A 17948-nucleotide genomic window follows, 5' to 3' on the forward strand; every position below is an offset into this window, starting at 1 on the left:
AATACATATGCAAAAAGTTGCCATTGTAACCGGTGGCAGCGTCGGCATTGGTAAAGCTATTGTCGAACGCTTGCTCAATCAAGGTTATCAGGTTTTTAATCTGGACATTCAAAATGCACCGCATGGTGAATATCGTCACTGTGACGTCAGTGACGTCAATGCAGTACGCCATACCATTGCAGAGGTTATTGCCACCACCGGACGCGTTGATGCGCTGGTTTCGAACGCAGGCAAACACCTCAGTGCTACCATAGAGGACACGGATGAAGACACCCTGGATCAACTTTTTGCCCTGAATGTCAAAGGCGCATACAGCGCCATTCAGGCAGTGCTGCCAACCATGAAGACGCAAGGCGATGGCAGTATCGTTTTAATCTCTTCTGATCAGGCGCTGGTTGGCAAACCCAACTCTTTTGCATATAACCTGACCAAGGCTGCGTTAGCCTCTATGGCGAAAACCACCGCACTGGATTATGCCAGCTACAATATTCGTGCAAATGCCGTGTGCCCGGGAACCATAGAAACGCCATTGTTTCACCAGGCCATCGACCGTTACTGCGACAAAAGTGGTGCAGATAAGCAAGTGATAGTTGCCGAAGAGGCCGCGCTTCAACCTCTGGGCCGACTCGGTCAGGCGGATGAAGTCGCTGCACTGGTGGCGTTTTTACTCAGTCCCGACGCCAGCTTTATTACTGGCAGTTTGCAAACCATAGACGGCGGATATACAGCACGATGAATAAGATTATTGACCCACATCTCCATTTCTTTTCACTCCAACAGGGTCAATATCACTGGCTGAAACACACGCCGCCCCCTTGGCCAAATCTGGAACTGATCCGTCAGGACCACCTTCCTGCTGCGCTGTTAAACCTGAGCGGTTTTAGCCTAGAGGGATGTGTCCACATCGAGGCGGGGTTTGATAACGACCAGCCTAGTCGAGAGCTTGACTGGCTGGCTGAGATCTTACCAGCCCCGCGCTATAAAGCGGTGAGTTATGCTCAGATAGATGCCCCAGCCACACAGTTTCGCACCCAATTGGATGCCCTGAAACACCCTAACCTGGTTGCCATTCGGGATATTACTGAGGGTCAGGACGCAATGCGTTTGCTCAATCCTCGCGTAGCCGATAACCTTGCATATCTCAGTGACAGTGGACTGCACTTTGAAGCTCAATTTGAGCTTACCCATCAGGACGTAGCGCAACATCTGTATGACATCGCGCACCAGCTGCCACAGCTGCGGATTGTCCTGAACCACAGTGGCTTGGTTGGTCAGGGCGATAATTGGCTGGACAATGCCAAAACACTGGCAAAACTCCCGCACTGCGCCATCAAATTTTCCGGGCATGAATTGCTGAACCAACCTTTGCCATTGCAAACCCAGTTAGACAACTTGCTGGCCCTGTTTGGCTGCGAGCGGGTGATGTTTGCGTCAAATCACCCGGTATGCCTGATCAAACATAGTTATGAAGCGATTTGGCAACGCTACCAGGCCTTGTGCCAGCACGATGAACAGCTGTGGCACCAGCTTAGTTATGCCAATGCCAAACGCTGGTATGGATTTAACGGATCTTAACTAAATCGTAAGCCGCGAGACTGGGCACGATGCTTTGCAGACGGGTTTCTGTTTTATCCAGCGCATTCAGGCACTCACAGTATTCATCGGCTTTCTCTTCCAGCTGATAGGCCTTTTTTTTCAGAGATTTATCTATCTCACTGGAGATGATCTCCATACGCTGACCCATATCACTGAAACGATCTTCGATATTGCCTTCCCGGGCTTTGAATGCATCCCCCACCGACACTAAAATGGCCCCCAAAGAGCCGTGGACAGCAGAGTGGATACGTTCGCTGATCTCTTTGGTAAAAAAATCATCAATTTTAGACAGCGACTGAGGGGCAATAAAATAGAAATCCTCGCCCCGTTTAAACTTATCCATCAAGGCACGCTCAACATATTGCAATTGGGTTTTTAACACCTCTGGATCGTTGTCTGACATCCCCTCAACCACCTGCTCTATGGCACTCAGACCCAAATTCACACCATCCGTGGCCAGATTGACCAGCTCAGGCACTGTGTCACGGATCCCAAGTGCATACTCATTTAGTAGTTGCGTATCCTGATCACTCAAACGGATCCACTTACCCCTAATCAGCAGCTGATTATCATTATTAATCTGCACCCGGGTCTGGTTTTTATCCACAATCCGGATCTCTGAATCTGTGATGATCAGGCCATGGCCCAGCTCAACATCACACTTTCCTGCAGCCTGAAGCGGTGTGGACATGAGCCACAATACAGGTAGTAAAAGGAATTGTTTAATACGTAGGGAGAACACGTGCCACCTCCACCTTAAGATAACGTGAGCGTAGCAAATTTAATGCGGCCAACCCACCAGTTTGCGGCAGGACTGGCCAATTTTTGCGCCTAACGGCATGAACACAGGACGATTAACCGTTTCAGCTATTCACAGAAAGCATATCTGGCCAATCTAACATAGGCCTGAGAGCTTTTATTAAACACATTACTGACCTTGCCATCACCAAAAGAAAACAACCAGGCATTCGCTGGTGTCCCTTCAACGGTGGTACTGGACCAGTAATTCTTTTCCAGTGTCTCGAGAAAAATGGTTTCATTAATGGACGGTTTAACGCAGCGATGCTCAACGATACTGGCCAGTTCCTTCACATTGGGTAAATGCCAGTCACTGTAACCCGCAAATTCCTGCGCACTGGCGGTTTGCAGTGCCTGCTGCCAGCTTAACTCCTGTGCAACGTTATCGCAGCTGCTACTCTCACTATTGTATACCTGTCCAAATGTACAACGTTGCCACATCAAATTGGTTTGTTTGTCACACACTGTGCCATCGGCATTAACCACAAACTGCTCCGAGGGCGTTGTGTCTGGCACAGGCCCTTCAGAAGCACAAATTTGCGATGCACTGACTACCTGACTGACGCTCAAACCACCCAGCGCGACGGCACATAGAATCAACTTTTTCATTAGTCATCCTCCCCGTAACGACGGACCAGCCTAACATAGGCGGTCTGAGACTTATTACGCGTTACATCATTTCCCGTTTTCATATCAATGACGAGCGCCCTGACCAGGTTATCATCTTTACCATCAGTACCGTCCACACTGGTTTGCGTCGTCCAATAATACTGATGGCCCAACAAAGCTTCAGCCGGAACGTGAGGGAAATAATCGGGGTCGAGTAAATATTCACCACTGCTATTGTGATCTAGCAAGTTCGCCAACTCCATATAGGTCGGTAAACGCCAGTTGTTACCACCACAGAAACTGGCGTCATTAACAGCACTAATCAAAGCTTGTACACCACAGTGTGTGTCCTGTGGACACGTTGAGTTTGCTGCACCCGGCGTAACATTGGCCCCCTCAGACAGATACCAGGTATAGTGGTTTTGCGCATTGCGTTCACTGGTATTGGGCAAAATCCCTGCGGTTACCTCTTTGACCTCCCAGATCAGGCCTGTAACATTGTCCAGTACACAACTGAAGTCTGTGGCATCGGCTGTCAGCGGCTCAAATTCCGCACTGAATTTGGTAAAATCAAAGGCCTGATTACCCTCACCACTTTTGGGTAAAAACTGCACCACAGCGTCACGTCCCAGTTCAGCATCTTGGCCTGGAAAGTCACTATTCCCACAGCTGATCTCTGCACTGTTGTTATAACACTTAGAGGTCCCGGTATCATTCAACTTGCCCAGAGGTTTGGGTAGAATTTCAATGTTCACCGTATCTGAACCGGTGCGCTGTGCACTATCGGTGACCGTCACTTTAAAATCAATTGAGGTGGCCTGATTGCCACTTTTCAGCGGCGCCATAAAGGTGGTTTCACAAGCGCGCTCATCAGCCAGACTGACTGTACTGCCATTGCTGACCTGCTCCCAAAGACAAGAAAACTGACCGTCAACAGTCACGCTTTTGGTGGCGTCCAGCGTCACAGTATCCAATTCTTGAACTTGTTGATCGCTACCAGCGTTCGCCAGTACCAATTCATCATTGGCCGCCAAAGAAAGCTGCGTGCTTGAGGTTGCGCTGGCACCTTCATCATCCGTCACGATAAGCTGCCACTTTACGGTGTCAGCCTCAGCCAATAAGGGGTGAACAAAACTCAGCGTGACCTGATCGGTACGTTCAGCTTTAACCGTGGCGGGTCCTTCAAGCATTTTCCATTGGTATGCCACTATGCTGCCGTTTTCGTCATTATCACTGGAGTCTGCCGCAGACAAGGTAATGGTATCTGCATATTTTGCGGCCCCGTCTTCGGGTGCTATTTGAGTAATTTTGGCGCTAGGTAGTAAGTTAACAGACAGCACCTTCACGATCAGGGTGTCACTGGCAGAAGTGCCATCAGGTGCCATATAGCTCACCTTAAGCTCGATCTCGCTGTCTCCTTTTACATCCGGCGCAGTGACCGCCAGCTCAGCCCCTTCTTGCGGAAAGCCATCCACAGCCGGGCCGGAAACAATCTGCCAGCTGAACACCCCACCTGAAGGTGAACCCAAAGGTTTAAGTGTAAATTCTGTCTTTTCGTTGACGGTAATGTCCGAGCCGGCGTTAACGCTAACACTGATTGTCGGATTTTCATTACCATCAGAGCCCCCGCCGCATGCACTTAAGACACTTGTAAGCCCTAAAGCCAGTACTGATTTCTTCAGCATGGTAACTCCTAAAAAGTTACTTATTCGTTGCACAGTGATGTGTTCACTGCCAACAAAATAGTTGGTCTATGCCAGGGGAGTGTGCGCAACAGACGAGGCTCGCCTCTACTGTACGTGCAAAGTGGTGAACATTTGAAAAGCTTAGAGGTAACTATCCTGGTGGATACGAACAAACAACTTTGTGCCTATCTTGCTGTAATCTACCTTATACTCACGCCCATCAAGCGCCTGAATAAACAACAGCCTCTTAACTTCACCGAACACATCCACGCTGGCCACGTGAACTACCTCTAAGTAACGCTCTTTTGCCTCGCGACGGTTTCTTGGCAGTTCTTCTTTAAACGGCACCAAGCCAGTAGGAGTCACCTTAATTTTCGGGTGATTCTCTCCGTTCACGACTACTAAATCGAGCTTTTTCTCTTTATGGATAAGGGTATTGCGACCACTTTTAATAAAAGCTTTATCAAAGCTCATCTATCTATCCTGTTACTTCATTGCTGAGGTAGCCAACTCACTATGCAAGTTTTTGACCACCTCTTCGGGTGTTAACTTCCAACGATTCATGACAGTGGCAAATTGCCAGATATCCCTGTCCAGTACATTGGCAGGCAACATTAAATCGTAGCCTGTCAGCGTCTTAAAGTTTTGCATCCGGTTTGCAAACATCGCCATTAATCCAGAATAATGTTGACCGTTTTCAGAGGTGTAACTCGCCTCTTCTATCAACCATTCTGATGGGCAATTGCCATTACTGCAATGTATTTTAACAGCTTGTAAAAAAATATTCCGCTGTTCTATCAGTAATTTTCCCGCCAACCTGGGCGTCAGGTGGGATAAAAATACATCAATATCCTTTAGTTTAATACCTACGACATTTAACTCAAGCGTTTCAACTCCTTGAGTGACACTTGGTACCCCGCTGGAATGAAAATTACTATGCTCAAGCAAGAGTTCACCGAATTTGTGGTGATACACCAGCTGCCCGGGGCTCATTTCAATACTATAATAAGGTTGCTGGCTTTTCAGAAAGCCCAGCATAATCGCAACAATCGCGGCACTCGCCAATGCAATTTCAAGCACGGAAATCGGCGTTGCCCGTAAGGTGACAAACACCATGATAACAATCAGCGCTATTGCACCAACCAGCATAAACTCAATGCTGTGGCGATTAGCCAATGCACGTAATCGGACCGGCTCAACCATAACTATAAAACCACAAATAAAAACCGTACATAATGATCCCCCAGATCACCATTTTACGTATTTTCAAACATCTTGGGCATGGCTTAGACTTTTTCATAATGCCTTAATTTTTGGGTACAAAATTCCACATATAGCGAACCCGACCACCCGCTTTTCGGTTAACGCACAAATATACAGGACGTTCGACGATTTGCTCTATTTGGAATTTTTGTACACTAAAGCCCCGCAGTCAACGAGAATCAATTATGCGCGCCAGTCAATCGGGTAAAGCCCTCTTTCCTTTTATAATTTTAGTGCTTATTGCCCTTTGCGGCTATCTCTATTTGCCTGCCAGTAATGGGAATAGTAAATCATTTTCTGGCGCACCAACCCAAGTAGCCGCTGTTACGATAGAAAAGCAGAGCCGGGATATTACGATTAATGCCATTGGCTCAGCACGCGCCAATCACGCTCTGAATGTGACCAGCGCCCAAAGCGATTACATTAGTGCATTGTACTTTGATGATGGAGACAGAGTGAAGCGTGGCGATAAACTTGCCCAACTGCAAGATCTTAAAGAGCAATTGGCAGTGCAAGAGCTAGAAGTCAACCTCAAAGAAGAACAACGTCAGTTAACACGCCTGACAGAACTGGCCAAAACCCAGTCCGCAGCCCGCTCCCAACTAGACAGCCAGCATGCTGTCGTGGATGCACTGGAGATCCAGTTACAAACAGCACGTACCAAACTCGCCGAAATGGCCATTTATGCCCCATTCAGCGGTATATTGGGTCAACGTTTAGTGTCTGTGGGCAGCTTTGTTGACAACAATAGTGTGTTGGCGACACTGGATGATATCAGCATCATCAAAGTCGACTTTCAGGTCCCGGAAAAATATCTGGCACAGCTCCAGCTTAAGATGCGTGCATCGGCCGCCAGTGATGCGTACCCTGATAAAACGTTTGAAGGCATCATTACCCATATAGACCCGCGTATTGACGACAGCACCCGCAGTATTCGCGTCACAGCCAGCTTTGACAACCCGCAAGACCAGCTCAGACCCGGCATGTTGCTACACGTATCGCTGTTTTTGGGTGAGCTGAATGCGTTGATGGTACCAGAGAAGAGCCTGATCCCAAGACAAGATAAGCACTTCATCTATACCATCAGTGAAGGCAAAGCCAAACAACAACAAGTTAGTGTACTATCTCGCTTCCAGGGCTGGGTTGCTGTCGATGGCCTGTCTGCAGGCCAGCAGGTGATCACCGAAGGCACCACCAAAATTCGTAACGGCAGTGTCGTTGTGGTTAAGGGGTAAATCGTGCGGATCACAGATACAGCCGTAAAGCGGCCCGTTTTTGCCATCGTAATCAATTTGCTGCTGCTCACCTTTGGTTTAGTGGCCTTTACCATGTTGCCGCTACGCGAATATCCAGATATCGAAACCCCCATCGTCAGCGTCAGCACCGATTACACTGGCGCGTCTGCCGAAGTGGTTGAAACCAAAATCACTCAGGTACTGGAAAATCGCATTTCGGGCATTGAAGGTATTAAAAGCATCACGTCTTCCAGCCGCAATGGTCGCTCGAATATCACCATTGAATTCAACATAGATCGTAATATCGACGCCGCAGCCAATGACGTGCGAGAGCGTGTATCACGTGCGCTGGACCGACTACCTGAGCAAGTTCGTCCGCCGGAGGTGTCCAAATCGAACAGCGATGAAAGCCCTATTGCCTGGTTCGTACTCAATAGTGAAACCATGGATACGCTGCAACTGTCAGATTACGCCCAGCGCTTTATTGTTGACAGACTGGCGGTGGTCGATGGTGTATCAAACGTACGGATCGGCGGTGAACGTAAATATGCCATGAAGATCTGGCTGGATCGACGTGCTATGGCAGCCCGAGACATTACCGCCAGCGATATTGAGCAAGTGCTGCGTAATGAAAATGTCGAGCTCCCCGCCGGTGAAATTGAGTCTCTGGATCGCGACTTCGCTGTGCGTATTGCACGTAGCTACAAAACTCAGGAAGATTTTGACAACTTGGTGATCAAGCGCGGCGCGCAGGGTTACCTGGTCAGGCTGGGTGAAGTCGCCGATGTGCGTCTGGAAGCGGCCGATGTGGAAAGCACCTTCCGTGGTAACGGCAAGAATATGATAGGTTTGGGCATCGTCAAACAAGCCAAAGCCAATACCCTGGACGTGGTCGACAATGCCCGTAAAGAGCTGGAAAAAATCAAGCGTAACCTGCCTGAAGGAACTACCATTCAGGACAGCTATGACTCATCGGTGTTTATTCGCGAGTCCATCATTGAAGTGTATCGCACCCTGGGCATAGCCATGGGCCTCGTGGTACTAGTAATATTTCTGTTTCTCGGTAACATTCGTGCCACACTGATCCCAGCCATCACGGTGCCAATTGCATTGATCGCGACCTTTACTTTCTTGTTCGCCATGGGATATTCCATCAACCTGCTCACCCTGCTGGCATTAGTGCTCGCCATCGGCCTGGTGGTTGATGATGCCATCGTGATGCTGGAAAACATCCACCGCCGTATCGAGCTAGGTGAGCCAAGATTACTTGCTGCCTACCGGGGTGCCCGCGAGGTCGGATTTGCTATTATCGCTACCACACTCGTGTTAGTAGCGGTGTTCGTCCCGCTGGTATTTATGGAAGGACGCATTGGTGCCTTGTTTACCGAATTTGCCTTAGCCGTCAGTGCGGCGGTGATTTTCTCGAGTATCACGGCACTCACCCTGTCACCAGCCTTGTGCTCTAAGGTATTGAAGGCCAGCAATAAAGAAAGCAAATTCTCGCAATGGATGGACAGGCAGTTTGGCCGCCTTGAATCTGGCTATCGTAATGTGATCAGCGACAACATTACCCGTCGCTATAGCCTGCTGCTAACCCTTGCACTGGCCGGGTTTGCCAGCTATGCGCTGTTCCAGCAGATCCCCTCAGAACTAACGCCCAAAGAAGACCGGGGTACCTTCTTCATCATGATGAATGGTCCTGAAGGGGCCAGTTATGAAAATAACGCTGCCAATATGGCTGAAATTGAGCAGCGCTTACTGCCTTATGTTGAACAGGAAGAACTGAGCCGCGTGCTGGTCAGGGTGCCTGGTTGGGGAGGCCGTGGCGGCGTCGCGATTGTGGGCATGCCGGATTGGGATGAACGTAAACGTTCAACCTGGGAAGTGATGGGTGAAATAAGCGGTAAAATGCGTGATGTCACCGATGTGCGCGCCTTTGCCATCATGCGTCGCGGCATAGGTGGTGGGGGCCAGTCTCGTCCCATCGAGTTCGTGTTGCAAGGCAATGACTACGACGAGCTGGTCGACTGGCGGGATCGTATTCTAAAACGTGCACGCACAAATCAGGGCCTGGTCAGACTCGACCATGACTACAAAGAAACCTTTCCACAATTTTTGATCAGTATCGACAAGCTGAAGGCTGCCGATCTGGGTGTCTCAGTCAGTGATATTGGTCGCACACTCGAAACCATGCTGGGCCAGCGTCGCGTCACCACCTTCATAGACCGGGGTGAGGAATATGATGTGATCCTCAAAGGAACTAAGGCCGATTTCAGTGCGCCCCATGACATTGCTGACATTTATGTTACTTCGCGGAGCGATCAGCTGGTGCCGCTGGATAGCCTGATCACCATTCGTGAAGAAGCGACGGCCTCTCGCCTGAATCGCTACAATCGAATGCGTGCAATCACCATCACGGCCAACCTGGCACCTGGCTACACGCTGGAGCAGGCGCTGGACTTCCTGAATCAGGTCGCTACGGAAGAAAATGACATTGACGGTGCCATTGACTATAAAGGCGAATCCCAGCTGTTTTATGAAGGGGCATCGGCCATGACCTATGTCTTTATTTTAGCCCTGACCGTAACATTCCTTGTGCTGGCCGCACAATTTGAAAGCTTTGTTCATCCTCTGGTGATCATGCTGACGGTCCCGCTGGGCCTGGTGGGTGCTATGTTTGGTCTGTACGCCACCGACAGCTCGCTGAATATTTACAGCCAGATAGGGATTGTCATGCTGATTGGCCTCAGTGCTAAAAATGGTATCCTGATCGTAGAGTTCGCCAACCAGCTCAGAGACAAAGGGGTTGCATTCGAACAGGCCATTATAGATGCTGCTGTACAGCGACTCAGGCCCATTATTATGACCTCACTGACAACGGTAATGAGCGCCATCCCACTGGTGCTGGCGTCGGGTCCGGGCTCTGAAAGCCGTATGGTGATCGGGGTGGTGGTGTTTGCCGGGGTCAGTGTTGCAACCATTTTAACACTGTTTGTGATCCCTTGTGCATACAGCATGCTCGCACGCCGCACTCAGTCACCACAGGCCACCAGCGACAAGTTGCTTGAACAACATGATGCCCACCCTCATACACAACAGGAACGGGAGATTTAATGATGAATCAGTGTATTGCCACCTTTGGTGGAGGTTGTTTTTGGTGTATCGATGCCGCCTTTCGCAGAGTCAAAGGCGTCACGCACGTGGCCTCAGGTTATGCTGGCGGCCACACGGACGACCCCAGCTACGAGCAGATCTGCACCGGTCAAAGCGGTCATGCCGAAGTGGTACAGATCAGCTTTGATCCTCAGCAGATCGATTTCTCAGCTTTATTAGCCATGTTCTTTGCGCTCCATGATCCAACCCAACTGAATCGTCAGGGCAATGACATTGGCACTCAGTATCGCAGCGTGGTGTTTTATCACTCAGAAGAGCAACGGGCGTTAACTCAGCACCATATCGAACAGTTAACCCCCACCCTGAATGCACCGATAGTGACCGAAGTGACGGCCCATACGCATTTTTACCCGGCTGAACAGTATCATCAGGACTACTACACCAATAACCCTAACCAGGGTTACTGTAGTGTGATGATAGCGCCCAAACTAGCCGCATTCGCGGAGAAGTTTGCTGAGCATCTCAACTCATGAGTTCAGCGCTTCAGATCAAAAAAGGAGGCTAAGCCTCCTTTTTTATGCCCCCTATATATTAGAAGGTGATCCGGGTACCCACATAGATCTGTCTGCCCGGCGGTTCATAAGGTAACAAGGTACCGTCGGCCGTTTTGCTGGCAACAGAGGTGAAGTATTCCTTATCAGTCAGGTTTTCCAGTCTCATTGTCAATGCAACGGGTTCAAGCAACTGGTAATTGGCACTGAGATTAAAGACAGTGTAAGACGGCAGATCGGTATCAAAGTAGCTGATCGACGGACGTTTATCACGGTATTGCATCGCCAGTCTCACATCCAGTTTATCCCACTGCTTAGACAGAACATAGTTAAATGCTTTGCCCGGGCGACGAGGCAAGTCTTCACGCTTTTCTTTGTCTCTGGCATCCAGCAAAGTCAGATTGGCTGCATGCTCCAGGCCCAGCGCCGAAAACTGTGCACTTAACTCAATCCCTTTCATGTGCGCACGGCCCACATTAGCAGGAATATACTTGTTTGTTTGCGCGTCAAACTCATTGCTGATCAGGTTATCAATGCGGTTATCGAAGATGGCCACATCATAGCGCACCGAGGCCGTATCCACCGTCACCCCTAACTCATTGTAGGTACCTTCTTCCGGCTTAATGTCGATATTAGGCAGATACCAGGGGCTGTCTTTGACAAACGCATTGGTCAGACTGGGGGCACGAAATGCGGTGCCATGATTGACCCTAAAGGTAACGATGTCGGATGCTCTGAAGCCAACATCAGCCGTATACGTGTTCGCACGTCCGTGATGTTCATAGTCATCACTGCGCACGACAGCATTCAGCAACCAGCGCTTGTCATCGTAAAAAGCAGCAGCAAACACAGCGGTATTATCACGCTCAGCAATCGAGAATTGTGCGCTGGAAGAAGACAGGTCCTCATTGAGGCGACTCACACCGCCCATTAGCTGAACAGCTGGTGTCAGTTTGTAGCGAGCGCGATACTCAATTTCATCCCGCTTGGTGCTGTAAACGTCATTGGGTGGGGGGGGGGTGCCATCTGGTACAACCGACAGGAACTGGGTATTTTCTTCCTGGGCCAGACTGATAGAGGCTTCCTGGATCAAGACATCCGATTGCTTCTGCCACGCCAGCTTAGTGGTGTAATTATCAAACTTGTACGCGTCATTGCCAAATGATGAGTCGTAATCCGCTTCTCCCTCACTGTGTTGTGCATAGAGCGCAAGTTGGCCGTACTGCGCCAGGTCGTAGCCCAGTTTAATGCCCATATTGGTGTTGTCATAGGCATCACTGTCATGCTCTTTAGTTCGCGGTGCTGCGGGATCTTTGGCTGTCACGTCATAACCATCTGTGCTCTCATAACCAAAGTGATAATTCACTGTCAGCTTATCTGCCTCAAATTGGCCAGCCAACTGAGCACCGCCATAGTTGCGACTGCCCGAAGTCAGTGCCAGTTGATGACCTTTCTGTTCACGGGTAATGATGTTAATCACCCCGGCAACCGCGTCAGAGCCATAAATGGCCGCGCGTGCGCCCTTAAGTACTTCAATGCGCTCAATGCTGTTTACCGGAATATTCGTAAAAGACACGTCGCCCGAATTGGCATCACTGATCCGTACACCGTCCACCAACACTAAGGTATATTTAGTCGCGGCACCACGTACAAAGACGCTGGCCTTCTGGCCATAACCGCCACTGCGCACCACATCAATACCAGCTAAATTGTTAAGCAAAGTAGGTACATCACGCACATTAGCACGCTCAATTTCAGCACGCTCAACAACCGCTACAGAGGTCAATGTGTCCACACTGGCTTGTTCAAATTTGTTCGCTGTAATCGTGATATGTTCAATGTCTTGCGCAGACAACACTGAGAAAGGCAGCACAGCCAGCATGGCTGTGGTTAAAGTAGATTTTTTAAACATGGGTTCCCCTGATCCACGCCCACCGCGTGAATTACAACTATTGAGTATGCTTCAGGGCCGGTTTCCGGACTTACTTACCACAACCTCTTAGTTGCGATAAGCTCACCGTTGCGGGGGCAGCGCCGGACTAATGCCTGTTCCTGTGGCATGCACCAGCTTCCCGATTATTCAGATCTTTAAGAGGCTCCAGGCTCCTGATCTGACACCCTGAAAAATTGGCGCTATTGTCGAAGATCTGGGAATAAAAAGCAACGGACGTCTAGCATGCTAAAAAATATTTATTGATCTTTAGCATGCCAAACACAAGAAAGGTTCAACTTACGTGATTAATCCCGAAAGTTTTTAAACTGGAAAGGCTGACCAAGCTCTGCGCCGCGGATCAATTGCATGGTTTCTTGCAAATCATCACGCTTTTTACCAGTCACGCGCACTGTTTCGCCCTGAATTGAAGCTTGCACTTTGATCTTCGAGTCTTTGATGGCCTTAACCACTTTCTTTGCCATATCTTTGTCGATACCTTGCTTCAGCATCACTTTACGTGACACGTACTTACCCGACTTTTCGACATTTTTAAGCTCAAAACTAGCCACGTCCAAGCCACGCTTTGCCGCTTTCCCTACCAACATATCGAATAATTGCATCACTTGTTGTTCTGACTCACTTTTCAGCGTGATCACTTCATCGTTCAGCTCAAATGAGGCTTCTACACCACGAAAATCAAAACGCGTGCTCAGTTCACGATCGGCGTTATCAACAGTGTTTCTCGCCTCAGTCATATCAATTTCAGACACAATGTCAAAAGAAGGCATATCTAGCTCCTGGATAATGTTTTTCCGGATTATAGCAACCCAAAGGCCACGGCGCGACCACCCTCTGAACACGCGTTTTATAATTCGGAACGGAATTGCGTAGCTTCATCCCATTTTCAGATTTCAATGATATACTGGATTTTTCACCCCTAATGATTTGGAAGTATTTGTGGCGCGTCGACTTTATCAATGCCTGTTATTACTCTCTTTAGCCGTTTGCACTTTTTTGTTTGCCAAAGAGATCCAGACCAATCAAATTGTTAGATTTGAACACGCCGACAAAGTCGCCCACTTTGGGGTATTTTTCATACTGGCGTTTTTCTCTCACCATGCATTTCGCTTTAAGATCTGGTTTCATCTGGTACTGCTAACGCTTTACGGTGCTGGCATTGAGTGGATGCAGGACTCACTCCCCTATCGTCAAGCTTCCTGGGGAGACTTTATGGCCGATCTTGCGGGCGCCATCAGCTACTTTGCCGTCTATTGGATCTACTGCCGCAAAACAGGCAAATCATATGTCTGAGTTGTTTATAGTCGGCAAAGGAGCGATAGGCTTGTTACTTGCCGAAAAACTGGCAAACACCCATCAGGTTACCCTGATCACCCGAACACCTACTGAGGCGGTATTTTTCCAAACGCATCTACAGCGCAAACAGCTGGCCGTAAAGTGCGTGACCTGGCAAGCCCTGGCGCAACAACAACAGCCTGTTTCACTATGTATTATCCCGGTTAAATCCTATCAGCTTACTGACGCCTTTATGTCGCTAAAGCCTCATCTTACTCAGGATGCCAATGTCATTTTGAGCCACAACGGGATCCAGGCGTTGGCGCCCATCACCGATGCACTTAACGAGCAGCAAGGATTGTTTTTTCTTTCTACCAGTATGGGTGGGTGGAAGCCTGACAGCACAACCGTTGAATATACCGGCCCCGGCAAAAGCCTGTTTGGTCCCTGTAACCCAGTCGCACAGCAGCGCGCACAAAGGGTGTTTAAACACCTTCTTGAACCTACATTACAAGACGCAGAACTAGCCAGTGATATTCAGTTGTTGCGATGGCAAAAGCTGTGTGTCAATCTTGCTATCAATCCGCTCAGCGCCCTTACCGGGCTCAAAAACGGTCGCCTGCGTGCACCTTGCTACGCCAGTCAGGTATTGTCTGTGTTAAATGAGGCCTGCACGATTGCCAATCATATCGGAGTACCACTGAAACTTAACGAAGAGCTTGCGCGTGCCTATCAGGTAATGACACTGACGGCGGGCAATTTTTCTTCAATGGCTCAGGATGTCAGCAACCACAGACGTACGGAAATCGATGCTATGTGCGGCTATGTCACCGAACTGGCAAAACAATTGGGGATCACCGCCCCCCACAATGCTCGCCTGCTCAAGCAAGTACAATCACTACATCCCATTCATAAGTAGTACCAAGACCTTTCTCAGCGCACTATTTTCACGACTTTATTCTGTAAAAAGTAACCTGAGCGACCAAAAAATGCCTCTGGCTCATAAAATTCAAAATTTTTGGTAATGATTTTTATTTAGATTTTCTGCAGTTTTTACAACAATCAGCTGTCATGATGCAATGTCACTTTATGCACTCCCAGACAGAGAGTCGTCGTCAAGCGATAAAATGACACATTTGTCACGCTACAGAGCATGCATGAATTATTCATTGTCAAATGATGCTCGTGAATAAAAAGCATGTAAATGGTTCGATAATGGAGACTAATTTAGTATCAGGTCCTGCAAGCGACGCGGTAAGCATGAAATATTTTTTCTTATCGATTAGACAAAAGTCTATTTTATAACGCCCAAACCAGACTGAATAATTACCCTCTAAATCTGCATTTTTAGTTTACCCACTCAATCAGCATTCAAAACATAATACGCAATTCAAAGGTTTACAGAATGTAAACACCAAGAAAACACAGTATAAACCGTGCTTAATATTGGGAATTTTTTTTGCTACCATGCCCGCGATTTCAACAGCCTTTACTTTAATCAAGAAGGATTTAATATGAACTCAAAGGTTTGGTTGCCATTGAGCTGTGCTGTTATTTTGAGTGGCTGTAATAGCACTTCTCAACAAGCACCTGTGCAATCTCTTACTCAAGAGACAGACGCCCATAAAAAATCTGTCATATTTATTCATGGCGCGCATTCGAAAGGAACCGCCTGGTCAACGGTGCAATCTCAACTGACAAAGAAAGGGATCAGCAACTACGTCGTTGACTTACCCGGGCGCAAAACCACCATAGATCCTAAATCCATCACCTTAGATCATGCAGCTCAAAGTTTGTGTACACATTTACGATCGTATCCCCAACCACTGGCACTGGTTGCACATAGCCAGGGCGGTGCCGTTGTACACAAAGCCATCACGCTATGTAATGATGTCAACATCAGTGACATTGTCTATGTTAGTGCCGTTGCACCGATAGAAGGCGCTAAGCCTTTTGCGCTGCTAAGCAAACAGGATGAAGATCATTATTTTTCCGGGATCACATATGAAGATGGCTGGATGAAGATTTCCGACACTTCAGCCTATTTATCTTCATTCACTGAAACACACAGCAAATCCCAGCAACAGTTTGTACTGGATAACTCAGTCGATGAGCCAGCCATTACCGGAGATGGCAAAGTGATGCTGAGCAAAGCCACTTTGGCGCCAATTAATAAAGCCTATGTTTTTGCCATTCAGGACAAGATTATTTCTCTGTCCTCACAAAAGAAAATTGCTGAGTCCATTGGTATTACGCAGACCTACAGCCTGGATTCCGGCCATTTGCCCATGCTCACCAAACCATTTGAACTGGCTGAAGTCATCACTCAGGCTTTGCAACTTTAAACATGCAGACAAGGATTGAAAAGTATGCAAAAAGGTATTTCAAACATTGTTCCTGATCCGCTGGTTGTGCTCAACAAGGTGCGAGCATTGCAAGACAACAGTCTTACCACACGACCTACTGTGACTATCATTGGTGCAGGTGTCGCAGGCCTCAGCGCAGCCTATGAGCTGTTGAGACTGGGGGCAAAAGTCACCCTGCTGGAAGCCGATCCCAGTCACATTGGCGGACGTGTCAGAACATTGCGAGAGTCTGACAAATTATACGCGGAGCTGGGCGCAATGCGGATCCCGACAGAGCATCATCTGACTCGCCATTACATCCGCGAAATGGGGCTGAAAATGCGCCATTTCGTTCAGGAAAATGACAAGACCTTTGCCATGATCCGAGGTCAGAAAGTCCCCCGCAGTGAAGCCGGGTTCGAACAGTTAAAACAGCATTTTACCCTCAGTCCGGCGGAGCAAAAAATGTCTGCCGACAACATGTGGGAAATCGCGGTCACCGAGGTCCTCAATTCACTCAGCAGTGATGAAAAAAAGGCGCTTTATAACAGAACACTAGACAGCGAAAGGCTCAAAGCACTGGATGACATGTCATTAAAAGACGCGTTCGTTGCAGCCGGCTTAAGCCTCGATGCACTGGAATATGTCAGTGCCATTTATGGTGTATCCACACTGATGCAAACGTCCTTTTCCGAGCACCTCAGAGAAGAGCTGGAGCGCGTCTGGTTTGATGGCTTCGACGAAGTCGTTGGGGGCACCGACTTGTTACCTCGCAAGCTATTCGAAAAGATCCAGCATGGCGTGCAGTTTAAAGCGGGTGCGCGGGTAATCGCTATCGACAACCAGGCCAGTGGTGTTGCTGTCACGTACCAGCTCAGAGATCGCTCTAAACACACACTGCGTTCAGACTTTGCCATTTGTACACTGCCCTTTGGTGTGCTCGGCAAGGTAGACTTTAACCAGTCCATCAACCCACTCAAGTCCCGGGCATTTGCACAGGTCAATTATGATTCAGCGACCAAAGTGCTTATCCGAACGAAAAACCGTTTCTGGGAACTCAACGAAGGGATTTATGGCGGCAGTACCATCTATGATGTGGGCCTGGGCCATACCTGGTTCCCGGCAGACAACGCGCAACGCAAAGATCCTCAGGTATCGCGCTCTCCCAGTTACTTGTTGGCATCTTACACCTGGGGCCAGCATGCACGCCGGGTCGACACACTGAATAACTTCGAGCTTAAAGAGTTTATTTACACTGAGCTGAAGAAAGTGCATCCCTATATCGAACGCGACGATATTTTGAGTGTGCTGCGCTGGAGCTGGACGAACCACACCCATTCAGCAGGCGCTTACGCCTTTTTTAACCCCAGAGATCATCAGGATTATTACGCACTGATGAGTGCGCCTGAACAGCGCTTATGTTTCGCCGGGGAACATTGCTCCCTTTACCACTCATGGATCCAGGGTGCCCTGGTATCGGCGCTGGAAGCCGTCCAGTACATAAGTCAAAAAGCATAACTATTTAA

16 protein-coding genes and 1 riboswitch are annotated in these 17948 nt (G+C 48.7%); of the genes, 9 read left to right on the forward strand and 7 right to left on the reverse strand.

Features of this window, described 5'->3' with window-relative positions; translation table 11 throughout:
- Positions 1 to 7: 7 nt before the first annotated feature.
- Both MHN31_RS10090 and MHN31_RS10095 read left to right on the forward strand, forming a co-directional pair.
- Positions 8 to 736 (forward strand): SDR family oxidoreductase, encoded by a 729-nt coding sequence (locus tag MHN31_RS10090; protein WP_194866606.1) that lies wholly within the window; start codon positions 8 to 10, stop codon positions 734 to 736.
- A complete protein-coding gene (locus tag MHN31_RS10095) occupies positions 733 to 1575 on the forward strand; it encodes an amidohydrolase family protein (RefSeq protein WP_239444213.1) in 843 nt (280 codons plus the stop codon). Before MHN31_RS10090 ends, MHN31_RS10095 begins: the two co-directional genes overlap by 4 nt.
- Here the strand turns inward: MHN31_RS10095 and MHN31_RS10100 are convergent.
- The 5 genes from MHN31_RS10100 to MHN31_RS10120 form a co-directional block, all read right to left on the reverse strand.
- Complete coding sequence (locus tag MHN31_RS10100; RefSeq protein WP_125558366.1) at positions 1562 to 2287, reverse strand: YggN family protein; 726 nt, start codon at positions 2285 to 2287, stop codon at positions 1562 to 1564. The genes MHN31_RS10095 and MHN31_RS10100 overlap by 14 nt on opposite strands.
- Positions 2288 to 2463: 176 nt before the next feature.
- Entirely contained in the window at positions 2464 to 3003 is a 540-nt protein-coding gene (locus MHN31_RS10105; protein WP_138536775.1) for a DUF1566 domain-containing protein, read from the reverse strand.
- A complete protein-coding gene (locus tag MHN31_RS10110) occupies positions 3003 to 4688 on the reverse strand; it encodes a DUF1566 domain-containing protein (RefSeq protein WP_239444214.1) in 1686 nt (561 codons plus the stop codon). The genes MHN31_RS10105 and MHN31_RS10110 overlap by 1 nt, the downstream gene beginning before the upstream one ends.
- 141 nt (positions 4689 to 4829) lie before the next feature.
- Positions 4830 to 5162: a hypothetical protein gene (locus MHN31_RS10115; RefSeq protein WP_125558372.1), complete on the reverse strand. Its 333-nt coding sequence runs from the start codon at positions 5160 to 5162 to the stop codon at positions 4830 to 4832.
- A gap of 12 nt (positions 5163 to 5174) precedes the next feature.
- Positions 5175 to 5891, reverse strand: coding sequence for a DUF2982 domain-containing protein (locus MHN31_RS10120; RefSeq protein ID WP_125558374.1), 717 nt, complete (start codon positions 5889 to 5891; stop codon positions 5175 to 5177).
- Between the two features lie 245 nt (positions 5892 to 6136).
- Here MHN31_RS10120 and MHN31_RS10125 point away from each other — a divergent pair, with 245 nt between their 5' ends.
- The 3 genes from MHN31_RS10125 to msrA are packed head-to-tail and all read left to right on the forward strand — an operon-like array spanning position 6137 to position 10833.
- Positions 6137 to 7186, forward strand: a complete 1050-nt coding sequence (locus MHN31_RS10125) for an efflux RND transporter periplasmic adaptor subunit (protein ID WP_239444215.1) — start codon at positions 6137 to 6139, stop codon at positions 7184 to 7186.
- 3 nt (positions 7187 to 7189) lie between these two features.
- Positions 7190 to 10300, forward strand: a complete 3111-nt coding sequence (locus tag MHN31_RS10130; RefSeq protein WP_239444216.1) for an efflux RND transporter permease subunit — start codon at positions 7190 to 7192, stop codon at positions 10298 to 10300.
- Positions 10300 to 10833, forward strand: coding sequence for a peptide-methionine (S)-S-oxide reductase MsrA (gene msrA, locus MHN31_RS10135; protein ID WP_138536767.1), 534 nt, complete (start codon positions 10300 to 10302; stop codon positions 10831 to 10833). Before MHN31_RS10130 ends, msrA begins: the two co-directional genes overlap by 1 nt.
- Positions 10834 to 10891: 58 nt before the next feature.
- Here the strand turns inward: msrA and MHN31_RS10140 are convergent, their stop codons facing one another.
- Positions 10892 to 12763, reverse strand: coding sequence for a TonB-dependent receptor (locus MHN31_RS10140; RefSeq protein WP_239444217.1), 1872 nt, complete (start codon positions 12761 to 12763; stop codon positions 10892 to 10894).
- Positions 12764 to 12800: 37 nt separating this feature from the next.
- Positions 12801 to 12988, reverse strand: a riboswitch (cobalamin riboswitch).
- A 101-nt stretch (positions 12989 to 13089) separates the two neighbouring features.
- Positions 13090 to 13572, reverse strand: coding sequence for a YajQ family cyclic di-GMP-binding protein (locus tag MHN31_RS10145; RefSeq protein WP_010383320.1), 483 nt, complete (start codon positions 13570 to 13572; stop codon positions 13090 to 13092).
- Positions 13573 to 13741: 169 nt separating this feature from the next.
- Here MHN31_RS10145 and MHN31_RS10150 point away from each other — a divergent pair, with 169 nt between their 5' ends.
- The 4 genes from MHN31_RS10150 (at position 13742) to MHN31_RS10165 (ending at position 17940) form a co-directional block, all read left to right on the forward strand.
- On the forward strand, positions 13742 to 14095 hold the full coding sequence (locus tag MHN31_RS10150; protein WP_194866612.1) for a VanZ family protein: 354 nt from the start codon (positions 13742 to 13744) through the stop codon (positions 14093 to 14095).
- Complete coding sequence (locus tag MHN31_RS10155) at positions 14088 to 14996, forward strand: 2-dehydropantoate 2-reductase (protein WP_239444218.1); 909 nt, start codon at positions 14088 to 14090, stop codon at positions 14994 to 14996. Before MHN31_RS10150 ends, MHN31_RS10155 begins: the two co-directional genes overlap by 8 nt.
- 595 nt (positions 14997 to 15591) lie before the next feature.
- Positions 15592 to 16422, forward strand: coding sequence for an alpha/beta hydrolase (locus tag MHN31_RS10160; RefSeq protein WP_125558386.1), 831 nt, complete (start codon positions 15592 to 15594; stop codon positions 16420 to 16422).
- A gap of 24 nt (positions 16423 to 16446) precedes the next feature.
- Positions 16447 to 17940 carry an FAD-dependent oxidoreductase gene (locus MHN31_RS10165; protein WP_125558388.1) on the forward strand — a complete coding sequence of 498 codons (1494 nt, stop codon included), beginning with the start codon at positions 16447 to 16449 and terminating at the stop codon, positions 17938 to 17940.
- Positions 17941 to 17948: the final 8 nt, after the last annotated feature.

The organism is Pseudoalteromonas sp. McH1-42 (assembly GCF_022347845.1).
Taxonomy (GTDB): Bacteria; Pseudomonadota; Gammaproteobacteria; order Enterobacterales; family Alteromonadaceae; genus Pseudoalteromonas; species Pseudoalteromonas rubra_D.